This window comes from Aliidiomarina sanyensis, from assembly GCF_003987175.1.
GTDB classification, from domain to species: Bacteria; Pseudomonadota; Gammaproteobacteria; order Enterobacterales; family Alteromonadaceae; genus Aliidiomarina; species Aliidiomarina sanyensis.
The window spans coordinates 23,901-36,825 of sequence record NZ_PIPM01000009.1 but is presented as its reverse complement, the minus strand read 5'-3'; the positions used below and the strand labels follow the sequence as shown (position 1 = coordinate 36,825).

Sequence of the window (12,925 nt, the reverse complement as noted above, 5' to 3'; positions counted from 1 at the left end):
TTTTCATGTTCAGGCCCAATGTTTCCACCCCTATTTCCTACGCGAATGTTCGCTTTGACGCCACAGGCACGCCAGAGTCTGAAGGGTTTGGAGACATCTATTTCACTCGCGCTCAAGGTATAGCAGAAAGTCGTTACGTTTTTTTGTCAGGCAATCAACTTGCCTCACGATTTCGGCACCATCAGTCTACCCAGCCTTTCGTGATTGCTGAAACCGGTTTTGGAACCGGTTTGAACGTGTTACTTGCCAGTGCACTTTTCTTGCAAGAAGCTCCTGCTGACGCCCTCCTTCATTTCGTCAGTGTCGAACGCTATCCTTTGCGCCCTGAGGACCTCGAACGTGCACTCGAAACTCTCGTTGCGGTTGAGCCAAGCTTACAGCCCTTTATTGAGCCGTTGTGCGCGGGCTACCCGCCCCCCATTCAGGGAACACACCGGATTGTCCTGCATGACCGGATTACACTTGATTTAATTTTTGATGATGTCCTCACCGCAATACCCGCATGGTCAGAACGTCATCCCAATCAGGTGGACGCATGGTTTCTCGATGGTTTTGCGCCGCAAAAAAATCCAGATATGTGGCGCTCAGCACTCTATCGCGCGATCGCCATATCACTTAAGAATCAAGGTTCACTCGCCACATTCACGGCCGTCGGTGCAGTACGTCGGGGACTGCAGAATGTGGGGATCTCGATGCAAAAAGTGCCGGGCTTCGGGACCAAAAGGGAGATGCTTGTCGGACAAAAACAGGTGCTTGCAGTACCTCACAAGTCCACGTCTCCAAAGCCGCTCCTAATCATCGGCAGCGGAATTGCGGCGGCGAATCTCGCATGGTCCCTTCGTCATTATCCGGGGCCACTTTGTTTATGGGCGGATAGCAAACCTGGGCAGGCGGCATCGGGCAATCCTCAGGGCGCGGTCTATCCGCTCCTACAGGCTCAATGGACACCAACAAGCGCTTTTTACAGCGCTGCATTTTTATTTGCTCGTGCGCGCTATCAGCAGATCACGCCGCAATATGCGCATTTTGATGGACTGCTGGAATATGCGAAGAACCAATCGTCGTCCGCCGCGCACGATTATCAACGAATGCGCAAACTAAAAGGTCTAGCGCTTTACCCTTCGGCGCTCTTCGACCTCATCACGTCAGAGCAAGCCATTGCAAAGACAAATATCAATCCCGGGGTTGGTGCCAGCGTGCATCCACACGCGGGGTGGATCGAAGCTGCTGCGGTCGTGCGGACTATTTTATCCCAGGTGCAAACATTTCGTCGCGAACGAGCACTTCCATGGGAAACTCGCTGGGATGTCACTGTGGACCATGTTGAGCCTATTGCGCATGGTTGCCGTATTCACGACAAGCAAGGAAGTCCAACAGACTTCTCAACCGTCGTGCTTGCCTGCGGAGATCAGGTGAGTACGCTGCTCCCTGACGTCGATCTACCGATTCGTCCGGTACGCGGGCAGATCACACAATTACGGGTGGATACACCGGCGCTCGCACAATTGCAGTATGTGTTGTGTCGAGGCGGCTATGCGACGCCTCCAATCAATGGGAGTCTCTGTATTGGAGCCACCTTCGATAAAACTCGCCGGACGGCCGAATATGATGCGGCTGATGATGTTGAGAACCTACGACAATTTAATGCACAATTTAGTCTGCAGGTATCACAGGATGCTATCCAAGGTGGGCGCGCTGGCGTTCGCGCAACAACGCCCGATCATCTCCCGCTGATCGGCTTAATTGAAAACGTTGCTTCCGGAACCCAACGATTAAAAACACATCAAGGACTCTATGTGCTCACCGGATTCGGTGCTCGGGGTTTGACCAGTGCTCCCCTTGCGGCGGAGGCGGTGGCCAGCATGATTCAAGGCAAACCCTCTCCGCTGACCTGTGGACTCGAAGCTTATCTTTCGCCGATGCGCTTTAAGCGTCGTGCTCGCGAACGAGGAAACGCGTCTTCGCGCAAGCGGGAGCGGTGAAACTAAGCAGATTCAAGCTGTATTGCGCGTTCACGAAGGCGCGCAAGCATGTTTTGTACGTGCTGCCGATCTTGGGGGTTTAGCTCGTCCCGCGTTTTGTTCAAGGCATCATCGAGCGCGACCCACAACGTACTCGCTTGTTGCTGACCTTCCATTTCAAGCTGAGCAACCACAAGGTCAAAGTGACCGCGCAAGTATCCGCTGGCAAATAACTCATCGTCATTTCCGTCAACTACTGCGTGGTCAAAAACAGATTCAAGCGCCTCTGCAAGTTCAGTCACCGACTGTGCCATTGATACCCCTCATTCATGTTCCAACTGCTAGGTGCGGGAGTTTACCTGAATTGGTTGCGCCGTGCGAGCCACCCAGAACAGTGCTGCCCATCCGGACGTGAATTTGCTAAGATCCGATCCACTCAGACGCATTCCACGTTGTATTATCTTGATCTTGCATCCGCGCACGTGCGCCATTGATACCATATTGAGGAGATTCCATGGCGGAATTTCGTATCGGTCTATTCTACGGATCGACGACTTGCTACACCGAGATCGCAGCAGAAAAAATACGTGATTTTATTGGTGCTGATATCGTAGAGCTACACAACATTAAAGACGTCCCCCTCAAAAAATCAGAGGACTATGACTATGTGATTTTCGGCCTCTCCACATGGGATTTTGGAGAGATTCAAGAAGATTGGGAGAGTCACTGGGACGAGATCCGTGACCTCAATCTTGCCGACAAGGTGATCGCACTCTATGGGATGGGTGATCAACAAGGATACAGCGAATGGTTTCAAGACGCGCTTGGAATGCTGCATGATGAAATTGCCGCAAGCTCCGGTGGCGCGACCATCCGCCGAATTGGGTTCTGGCCAAATGAAGGATATGACTTCATCGCGTCAAAAGCGCTCACCGAAGATAAAACCCACTTTGTTGGACTGGCACTTGATGAAGACTCGCAATATGAGCTCTCAGATGAACGCATAACTCAGTGGTGTACACAACTCCTTGAGGAAATTGCAGAGGCCTGAAAACTCAGGCTTCTGAATCTACATTCCCGAAGGTCGGTGGTACGTACGTGGTCAGCAAGGTTTCGACCCGCGCGATCCGCTGCGCAGCATCCTCAACTCGAAATGCCTTTGCCGGACTTTTCCCCCAGACCGGTGCAGGCCAAGCCGCATCATATTGATCACGAACAATCACATGCACGTGAAGCTGGGGCACCATATTCCCTAGGGCTCCAATATTCAGTTTTTCACCCTGATAGGTTGTCATCAAGTGTTCGCCAAGCCAAGCAACCTCATGCCATAACATCTGTTGTTCTTGCTTCGACAGCTCAAACACTTCACGCACATCCGCTCGTTGAGGGACCAAAATAAACCAGGGGTATTGACGGTCGTTCATCATCAGTACCTGGCACAAGGGCAGACGACCCACTTTAAAGCAATCTTTCTCAAGTTGGGGGTGCAAGTGATAGTTCATCAATTTCAGGCTCACTATTGTCTAAAAACATGGCAGCTCACCCACCAATTTAATGCCGCACTCCCGCCCTATCGGGAGCGAAGATCGTCCCGAAGTAGCTCTCCGGTAACCAATAAGGACGCTTGGCATCATTCGCAATTTCTTTACCAATCTCTACATTGATATCGGTAAAAATAGCGCCGTAATCGTAGCGAATTCCGCCGTACATCTCGGTTAAAGTTTCAATATCATCGCCCGGACGGTGATAATTCTCCGCAAAAAACCGCGCCCAGATCTCACCGCCATCTTCATCTTCATTCCGAGACGTGAAACCTGTCATCAAGAACACCGCAGGAATCCCCTGGCGTACCAATGTATAGTGGTCTGAACGCGTAAAGATAGCTTGTTCTGGCATGGGGTCGGGACTGAGCGCTGTGTCATGACGCGCCGCCGCCCGCGCAACCACCGCTCCTAAACTCGAATGCTCTGCACCAAAGGCAATGATATCGGCAAATGGATACAACAAAACGGGCATATCAAGATTTACATTTGCCACCAAGCTTTCGAGTGGCACCGTGGGGTTATGGGCAAAGTAATCGGCGCCCAACAAACCTCGCTCTTCTGCAGTGACCGCTGCGAACAAAATGCTGCGTTTAGGGCGCTGCCCTAAGGCCGCGGTCTCGGCAAATATCCGAGCTGTTTCCAACATCACAGAAACACCGGCTGCATTATCCAACGCACCATTATTAATGTTTGACGTAGAACTGAAGTCCCGGGCGACGCCCGTATGATCTGAGTGCGCAGTGTAAATAACATACTCATGCTTTAACTCGGGATCGGCCCCCGGTAAAACCGCCAATACATTGGGACTGGTAATTTCTTCAAAGGTTGAATGGCGTGTCATAGAAGCTTGCGCATTCAATGCAAAACCTGATGGCATTTCTCCGGCTTCGGCCTGCGAGAAAATGGCATCGAGGTCATGACCTGCATGTTCGAATATGGGTCCAGCAGCTTCGAAATGGAGCGTCGCACTGCCTAGCAATTGGCCAAAGTCATTGTGCGGTTCACCATCTTCGTTTAGCCAGCGAATGCGAGGGCTATTGAGAAAAATCATCGAGCTACGCCAGGGCCGAACTCGCTCTGTAGCGGGAGAATGGAGGGTAATGAAACCCACAGCACCGCGCTCTACGGCATTTTGAGTCTTTTGTGCGTTCAAATGGGCGGCTTCTTCACTCGGTAGAAAATCTGGACGCCCTTGCAATACGACAACGATCTTCCCGTCAACATCAAGACCCGCATAGTCATCAATACCAAATTGCTCGGACACGAGACCATATCCTGCAAATACCAAGTCCGCTGTCACTTCCGCGTGTTCATGGGTAGCACTCGGCCCAGTCATGAATTGATTCGGATAACGCAATTCTATGTTCTGCTCACCAAACGCCAACTGAAAACTTGGTGGGGTTTCTTGCACCAAACGACTACTCCGAAAGGTAATACGTTGGAAATAGCCATCCGTCCCGGCAGGTTCAAGCCCCAGCAATTGGAACTGCGCAGCAATGTACTTTGATGCAATCTCATGCCCGCGTGAGCCCGTGTCTCGGCCTTCGAGCAAATCATCGGCAAGAAACTCAAGGTGGGCTTGAAGCGAGGTTGGTTTCGCCGCAGGGAGCGCGATTTTTATCGACTCTTCATTTTTTGGGCTGCACCCCGCCAAAGTAAGAATCGCAACGAACGCAATAAGGGCTGTGCGGTATTTCGATGTACTTAGAAAACTCATGACAAATCAACGTTGGATAAAGGAATCCCTAGTGTCGGCAAAAAAGCGACGACATACAATCAATTGTTTCAAACGCACGATGAGTCTAATCGCACGAGACGAGCGATTGGTCGCAATCGCACCGAAGGCTGTTGTTGCTTGCACTGAACAGTTGTAATGTTATATTATCACAAACACGCTAACACGATGAAATGCAGGAACTACCATGTTGAAGATGAAGAAGACCCCGATTGCACTTGCTGTTGCAGCTTTCCTATCTCCCCAACTGGTCATTGCAGAGACCGCACCGGACAGTCCTGATACGAGTACAGAAAAACAGTACGAGCGAATTATTGTCACTGCAAACCCGTTTGATCGGACACCGCTTGAAACAGCACAACCCATTTACGTCCTTCATGGGGATGAGCTGCGTAGCGCGGAGACCGCCACGCTCGGTGAAACACTCCGGAACTTACCCGGTGTTCAGTCAACCTATTACAGTCCGACCGCAAGTAGTCCGGTCATTCGCGGACTCGATGGTCCGCGCGTCAAGATCACCCAAAACGGTCTTGATGTCGCCGACATATCTCGTGGCGGTCCAGACCATGCGGTAACGACAGAAGCAACCACAGCACAACAGATCGAAGTTCTTCGCGGTCCTGCCACCCTTCTGTTTGGAAGTGGCGCCAGCGGTGGTGTAGTCAACGTAGTTGATAACCGCGTCCCTCGCCAAGCGCTTGAAGGCATCGAAGGAAGTTATGGCGCTCGCTATGACAGCGTTTCAGAAGGTCGCTCTGCTGCGTTTGACCTCAACGTGGGTAATGGAGACTTCGTCCTGCACCTTGACGGTTTTTATCGTCATGCAGAAGACTACCGAGTCCCTGCTTTCGTGACACCAGACGGTGATCTTGAACGCGAAATCGAGAATTCATTTACAGACGACCGCGGTGCGACCGTCGGCGCAAGCTATTTCTTTGACCGTGGTTTTGCCGGTTTCTCATTTGGCCGTATTGAACGCGAATATGGACTTCCTGGGCACGACCACGATCATGGAGGCGATGACCATGGACATGACCACGGACACAGTCACGATAGTGGCCACGGACATGACGACGGTATCTTTGCGAAAATGAAACAAGACCGGTTCCAGTTCATTAGTAGCATCAATGAGCCGATGCGTGGTGTTGAGCGCATCGATTTCAACTTCGGATACACAGACCTTCTGCACGAAGAAATTGAAGATGACTTCGTAGAAACCGGCTTTATGCTCGAACAAACAGAGCTCCGGATTATTGCGCGCCATGCCCCGATCATGGGTTGGCGTGGTGCATTAGGCACGCAAATTTCGCGTCAGAAATATGATTCATTTGGAGAAGAAGCATTCACTCCGGCAACTGATACCGACTTGATGGGACTATTCTGGATCGGCGAACGCCAAGTAGGCGACGTTACCTATGAAATTGGTGGGCGCATTGAGCAAGTCGAGTTACGCAGCCAGGGCTTCCACGCGCTCGAGTACCATCCTGCAAGCTTATCGTTTGGCGCAAACTGGCAAGTCTCACCAATGGTGAAACTCTCAGGGAGCTTGAGCTACAGTGAGCGAGCTCCACAAGCCAATGAGTTGTTCTCAAATGGCGCGCACTTTGCGACGCGTACCTATGAGGTGGGCGGCGTGTATCGTATTCACGGCGAGCACGACCATGGACACGACCACGGACATGACCATGACCATGATCACGGACACGACCACGATCAGGCTTTCCATCTAGAACTTGCTGATCGCGCGCTCGGGAAGGAACAATCGCACAACTTTGATTTCGGGATGCACTTTGAAGGTAATCGCTGGCACCTAGACACCAATGTGTTCTTCAACCGCATTAACAATTTCATCTACCTGCAGAATACCGGCATTTTGAGCGGTGAGCTGGATGGTGAAATCGATCTGGGAATGGGACATGGTCACGACCACGGCCATGATCACGGACATGATCATGGGCATGATCACGACCACGACCACAGTGGTTTGCCGGTGTATCAGCATGCACAGCGTACAGCTGAATTGTATGGTTACGAGATCTCAGGCCGCTATGTTTTCAATGAAAACTGGCGTGTTAACGGGTTTACTGACTATACCCGCGCAGTTTTTGCCTCAGGTGGCAACGTACCGCGAATTCCAGCCCAGCGTTTCGGTTTGAGTGCGACATATTCAGAAGCAAATTGGGATGGTACTCTCGGTTACACCCACTATCTTGCGCAAAATCGAGTCGCAGAGAATGAGCAGGCAACCGATGGTTTTGGATTAGTGAATCTTCACGTGAACTACTACCCTGGCATCTTCGCAGGACAAGACATTGCGTTGTATTTGAAAGTTGAGAACATCACCAACGAACTTGGCTTTGTTCACAACAGCTTCATTCGGGATTACGCTCCCATGCCAGGACGCAACTTTGGCGTCGGCTTTAGAGCGCGTTTCTAACCCATAACAACCTGACCAAAGCCCTCTTTTTAGAGGGCTTTTTTGTTTTCGCGACCCCGCTAAAAAATACAAACTACGTTATACTTAACACAGGTTCCATAACGAGGATTCTCCATGCGATTTTTGTCTCGACGACTTGTCATGCCGAATGATCTGAATTTTGCCGGCTCTCTATTTGGAGGGCGCATACTTGAGTGGATCGATGAAGAAGCATACATTTTTGCCAGCTGCCAACTCGATCAAAAAAGCCTGGTGACCAAACACATTGGGGAAATAACCTTTCAAGCATCAGCATTTCAAGGAGATGTAGTGGAATTCGGACTCGCTATTAAAAGTGTCGGACGGACCTCACTAACCGTGACTTGCGTTGTTCGGAATAAAGGGACAAAACAGAACATCTGCATCGCAGACGATATCGTCTTTGTTCATATCGACAGTGAATCGAGGACTCCTCAACCTCATGGGAAAACGAAAGAGCAACTCGATAAACTCACTATTGATCCACCATCGTGACTGGCTTTCACGATTGCTCATGATCAATCATGGAGGTGTTTGATGAAACGGTATAATCAAGTACTCATAGGGCTCCTTTGTGCGGTGCCACTCCTTTTATTGTCAGCTTGCACCGACAGCAGAGTCACGCGCAGCCAATATAATAACGTCGATATGGGAATGCGCTATTCAGAAGTAGTTCATATCCTTGGGACGCCAACTTGGTGTGATAACTTTGACCGGCCAAACGAATGTCGTTGGGGCACGGATGAGCGCCACGTGCACGTTACCTTTGTCGCTCGTCGTGTGGTCGATAAACAAAGCCGCGGACTATAGAAAAGTAGCGGGCAAAAAAAAACCTGCACCGAGTGCAGGTTTTTTCTTTTTATCGTGCCCGTTATCGCAAGTAACGTCCCGATAGCGCCAGTACGGGGGTTGCCGTTGGTTTGCCATGTTGCCAATCACCCCCCTCGACGCCACTCCCTGCAATATCTATATGCACATAAGGGATTGGAGTTTCACTGCTAAACTGGTGTTTATCCAAACCCGCCACACGCACTAAAAATGCCATGGGGAATTGGTGCCCACGTTTGGTCGTTGCAGAAGGACCGTTGTTTGAGGACAGCAGATCATCAGCTTTCGTCCGACCAGCGACAAAATCATAATCCTCGCGACGGCTCGGAGATAGTTCTGCAGGATCGCCCCAGAGCTCTCCCGCGCTAAGCAGCGCATCAACCGAGCCGCTTCGTTCAGCCGTCTTATTTGGGACCAATGCTGTATACGGGCCTTTTGCGAGTGCCGCATGTCCGGTCAAGGTCGCTACCGTAAAGAGCACCGGCTCCTTTTCATCCACTGCAAGTTCGGTCATACGTGCGAGGCAATCTGCCATTATCAAACGGCCCTCAGCGTCCGTATTCCCGATACGAACTCGGACTCCAGAACGCCCTGTAATGATCTCGTCTGCTACAAACGCCGTCTCACCAATATTATTTCGAACCGCAGCTAACTCGGCTACCACTTTGATTCCTTTCGGCTGAATGTGTGCCAAAGCTTTCACAAAACCCGCAACGCCCGCTGCACCGCCCTTGTCACGGCTCATCCCCGCCATGTGTCCACCGACTTTCAAATCCGCTCCACCTGTGTCGTAGGTGATCCCTTTGCCGACCAGCATTAACGTCTGCTCCACCGGCCCCTCAGGCGTGTACTCTAAGCGAATAACACAAGGGCGTTGATTCGTCTCAAATGAGGCGCGTGCAACGGCAGAGAGTAAGGGATATTCCACTTCAAGTTGCGGACGATCATCGAGGACCGTTACCTTGACCGCGGTGCCCGCGAAAGCACTCTGACAGTATTCCGCAAAACGCAACGGTGACATCCGCTCAGGTTCTGTCCCGCACAGGTCACGAGCAACGCGGCGTCCCTCTTCCACTGCATGTAACCACTTTCCGTCCACTTCACCGATTAGGCCAACCTGCTGGATTGGCTCGAGCCCCTCGCCAAAGTGTTCGCGTGCTTCTAAGGGCTGATATAACCCTTGGCTAAACCCGAAATACACCAACGCAAGTGCATTTTCGAAGGTCGCGTCTTGTGGCACGTTCACCGCCATCAACACGGGTTTGCGTGCGCCGCTTTGCTCAGCCACATCGGCTGCCTTTCGAGCGGCATCATAAAACCGACGGACATCGTCGTAATCTCTATCCAGCGAGCCTGTGGGCGCCAGAATCAAGCGACCGGACGCGACAAGCTCACATGCAATCACACCGCCAGTCCGGGTGATATTCTCGTGAACTTTAGTCGCGCTTTTGAGGGCCTCATCAATTCGCGAATCAAGGCCTGAAAAATGTGGCCCTACTAAAATCACCGCATCAAAATCATGCGTATGATCCGAGAGCTCGTTAAGCGTAGAAAAAACCTGAACGTGTGGTGTAGCCATTCCGACTCCTCGTTCTTTAAACATTAAGCTTTGCGCCAGAGCGTTCCCGAAGGCGTATCTTCAAGTACAATCCCGAGCGCCTGCAATTCATCTCGCGCTTTATCTGCACGACCCCAATCTTTTGCTGCACGCGCGGCGTTACGTTCAGCAATAAGTGCTTCGACGTGCGCGACGTCGACCGAAGTATCCGTTTTACCTTGTAAGAACGAATCCGGCTCCTGTTGCAAAATTCCGAGTACTGCACCGTACGTTTGCAATAGACCACCGAGCTCATTCGCCAAATCGGGTTGCTCGGTCCGTACCTTGTTTAAATCTCGTGCAATGTCAAACAAGACCGCCATCGCGTCTGGGACGTTAAAGTCATCATTTAACGCAGCTTGGAAGCGAGATTCATATTCGGATCGTGTCGCTTCCGATGGTGCTGTGCAGACAATCCCCCGCAATGCGGTGTAGAGACGCTCAAGGCCACTGTGCGCTTGGTCAAGATGCGATTCAGAGTAGTTCAACTGACTCCGATAATGCCCCGACAATAAGAAAAAACGCACAGTTTCTGCTGTATACGACTTAAGAACATCGCGAATCGTGAAGAAATTACCCAATGATTTGGACATTTTTTCTTGATTCACTTGGACCATCCCAGAGTGCATCCAGTAATTGACATACGGTGTGCCGTGAGCACAGCAGGATTGGGCAATTTCGTTTTCATGGTGGGGGAACATTAAGTCAGAACCACCTCCATGAATATCAAAATGAGCGCCTAGGTGTTTACCGTTCATCGCAGAGCACTCAATGTGCCAGCCAGGACGGCCCGCGCCCCAAGGAGACTCCCAACTGGGCTCACCGGATTTTGCGCGTTTCCAAAGAACAAAATCAAGGGGATCCTCTTTGTCTTGCGCAACGGATACGCGCGCTCCTGCCTGCAACTGCGCTAAGTTCTGACCGCTCAATTTGCCGTAATTTGCGAAACTCGATACATCAAACAGAACATCCCCAGAAGCCGCCACGTAAGCATGCTTTTTATCGATGAGGGTCTGCACCAATTCGATAATGTCCTGCATGTGTGTCGTCACGCGGGGCTCAATATCCGGTTCAACAAGATTCAACGCCGCAAAGTCCTCGTGCATATAACCAAGAAAACGTTCGGTGACATCATCAATGGCTTCGTTATTCTCAGCCGCACGCTTAATAATTTTGTCATCTACATCCGTCACATTTCGCACGAACGTCACATCGTAGCCCAAGTAGCGCAGATAACGCACCACAACATCAAACGCAACATAAGTCCGCGCATGCCCGATGTGACAGAAATCGTAGATTGTCACACCACAGACGTAGAGTTTCACTTTTCCGAGCTCAAGCGGCTTGAATTCTTCTTTCTCTTGCGTCAATGAATTGTATATGCGGAGCATAGGATATCTATCTCTGTTCGGAACCGAATGAAAGCGAGTATACTAGCACTTTACGCGGAAACGAGGAACTCACATGGCAAAATCAAATGGGGATTTACCCCTCTCAAAAATGCATTTAACCGAGAGCGTCGAATCCTTTGAACGCACCCATGCCGAGCACCTATCCGGCGAATGGATGACCGCCGAAAAGACCTTCAATACCGAAAATGTAAAACACACAATTTCTATATTCGGTAGCGCACGGATTCCTGATCCGAGTGATTGCACAAATACGGATCCATGCCTCGACATGGCGCAGTATTATGCCGATGCCCGCGAGATTTCAAAACGAATTGGCGCGTACATTGAGTCCAATCAGATGATCCACACACGGCTTATAACTGGCGGTGGCCCCGGTATTATGGAAGCCGCAAGCCGAGGGGCCTATGATGCGGGCCACAACAGCATTGGATTAAATATTGTCATTCCTCGCGAACAGCGATTAAACCCGTTTATCGCAGCAAAACACAGTATTGAATTTCAGTATTTTGCTTTGCGCAAAATGCACTTTTTAAAACGTGCTCGGGCACTGATTGTGTTCCCTGGTGGTTTTGGAACCCTTGATGAACTGTTTGAAACCCTCACGTTGATTCAAACAGGCAAAATGCCTCGAATCCCGATTTTCGTATACGGAAAACAATTTTGGGACCGCCTACTGAATGTGAAACACCTCGCGCGAACGGGAATGATCGATGAGAAAGATCTTGCCCTGTATCACATGGTCGATAGTGTCGATGAAGCATGGGAATGGATAGCGCCCATTCTGGCTGATCTTCACGCAGAATATGAAGCGCCCTGAAAGCATTTCGATGTGGACTGAGATCCGATAGAATAACGGACCTGTTTTTCCCGAAAATATGAGTAAAAAATCTTATGAATGTGACCTTTTACACAAACCACGGTGAGATTGAACTCACTTTGTTTGCCGATAAAGCACCTGAAACGGTCGCCAACTTTGTTCAATACGTTCGCGATGGTTTTTACGACAACACTATTTTTCATCGCGTCATTGATGGCTTTATGATTCAAGGTGGTGGCTTTGAACCTGGAATGGAGCAAAAGAAAACTCGCGCTCCAATAAAGAACGAAGCAGACAACGGCGTAGCGAATGCACGCGGCACCATCGCGATGGCTCGAACCCAAGACCCTCACTCCGCCACAGCCCAATTCTTTATCAATGTGCGGGATAACGACAGCTTGAACTTTACGGGCGCGAATCCATTTGGTTGGGGTTACTGTGTGTTCGGTGAAGTGGTGAACGGTATGGAAACCGTCGATGCGATTCGCGTTGTAAAAACCGGTCGTTCAGGCTACCACGCCGATGTTCCCGTCGAAGACGTCATCATCGAAAAAGCAACGATCTCCGAGTAATCGC

Annotated in this window: 12 protein-coding genes; 7 read left to right on the top strand and 5 right to left on the bottom strand. The window is 50.6% G+C overall.

Annotated features, from left to right (window positions below):
- The first annotated feature begins 5 nt into the window (after positions 1-5).
- The gene (mnmC, locus tag CWE11_RS08910) at positions 6-1,982 is read left to right on the top strand and encodes a bifunctional tRNA (5-methylaminomethyl-2-thiouridine)(34)-methyltransferase MnmC2/FAD-dependent 5-carboxymethylaminomethyl-2-thiouridine(34) oxidoreductase MnmC1 (RefSeq protein ID WP_126777275.1); all 1,977 of its coding nucleotides are present in this window, start codon (positions 6-8) and stop codon (positions 1,980-1,982) included.
- A 2-nt stretch (positions 1,983-1,984) separates the two neighbouring features.
- On the opposite strand, the gene CWE11_RS08905 is transcribed toward mnmC, so the two are convergent.
- Entirely contained in the window at positions 1,985-2,275 is a 291-nt protein-coding gene (locus CWE11_RS08905) for a YfcL family protein (protein ID WP_126777274.1), read from the bottom strand.
- Between the two features lie 200 nt (positions 2,276-2,475).
- On the opposite strand from CWE11_RS08905, the gene fldB reads away from it, so the two are divergent.
- Entirely contained in the window at positions 2,476-3,012 is a 537-nt protein-coding gene (gene fldB / locus CWE11_RS08900; protein ID WP_126777273.1) for a flavodoxin FldB, read from the top strand.
- A gap of 4 nt (positions 3,013-3,016) precedes the next feature.
- Here the strand turns inward: fldB and CWE11_RS08895 are convergent, their stop codons facing one another.
- Together CWE11_RS08895 and CWE11_RS08890 are read right to left on the bottom strand one after the other, a co-directional pair.
- On the bottom strand, positions 3,017-3,463 hold the full coding sequence (locus CWE11_RS08895; protein ID WP_126777272.1) for an HIT domain-containing protein: 447 nt from the start codon (positions 3,461-3,463) through the stop codon (positions 3,017-3,019).
- A 49-nt stretch (positions 3,464-3,512) separates the two neighbouring features.
- Positions 3,513-5,222 (bottom strand): M28 family metallopeptidase, encoded by a 1,710-nt coding sequence (locus CWE11_RS08890; RefSeq protein ID WP_126777271.1) that lies wholly within the window; start codon positions 5,220-5,222, stop codon positions 3,513-3,515.
- A 205-nt stretch (positions 5,223-5,427) separates the two neighbouring features.
- Here CWE11_RS08890 and CWE11_RS08885 point away from each other — a divergent pair, with 205 nt between their 5' ends.
- From CWE11_RS08885 to CWE11_RS08875, 3 genes are all read left to right on the top strand, one after another.
- Complete coding sequence (locus CWE11_RS08885) at positions 5,428-7,677, top strand: TonB-dependent receptor (RefSeq protein WP_126777270.1); 2,250 nt, start codon at positions 5,428-5,430, stop codon at positions 7,675-7,677.
- Positions 7,678-7,791: 114 nt separating this feature from the next.
- Complete coding sequence (locus CWE11_RS08880) at positions 7,792-8,190, top strand: acyl-CoA thioesterase (protein WP_126777269.1); 399 nt, start codon at positions 7,792-7,794, stop codon at positions 8,188-8,190.
- A gap of 42 nt (positions 8,191-8,232) precedes the next feature.
- A complete protein-coding gene (locus CWE11_RS08875; RefSeq protein WP_126777268.1) occupies positions 8,233-8,505 on the top strand; it encodes a hypothetical protein in 273 nt (90 codons plus the stop codon).
- Positions 8,506-8,566: 61 nt separating this feature from the next.
- Here the strand turns inward: CWE11_RS08875 and CWE11_RS08870 are convergent, their stop codons facing one another.
- Together CWE11_RS08870 and cysS are read right to left on the bottom strand one after the other, a co-directional pair.
- Positions 8,567-10,102 carry a M17 family metallopeptidase gene (locus tag CWE11_RS08870; protein ID WP_126777267.1) on the bottom strand — a complete coding sequence of 512 codons (1,536 nt, stop codon included), beginning with the start codon at positions 10,100-10,102 and terminating at the stop codon, positions 8,567-8,569.
- A 23-nt stretch (positions 10,103-10,125) separates the two neighbouring features.
- Entirely contained in the window at positions 10,126-11,511 is a 1,386-nt protein-coding gene (gene cysS / locus CWE11_RS08865; protein ID WP_126777266.1) for a cysteine--tRNA ligase, read from the bottom strand.
- A 73-nt stretch (positions 11,512-11,584) separates the two neighbouring features.
- Between cysS and CWE11_RS08860 the strand changes: the two genes are divergently transcribed.
- On the top strand, positions 11,585-12,349 hold the full coding sequence (locus CWE11_RS08860; RefSeq protein ID WP_126777265.1) for an LOG family protein: 765 nt from the start codon (positions 11,585-11,587) through the stop codon (positions 12,347-12,349).
- A 74-nt stretch (positions 12,350-12,423) separates the two neighbouring features.
- The gene (locus tag CWE11_RS08855; RefSeq protein ID WP_126777264.1) at positions 12,424-12,921 is read left to right on the top strand and encodes a peptidylprolyl isomerase; all 498 of its coding nucleotides are present in this window, start codon (positions 12,424-12,426) and stop codon (positions 12,919-12,921) included.
- The last annotated feature ends 4 nt before the right edge of the window (positions 12,922-12,925 follow it).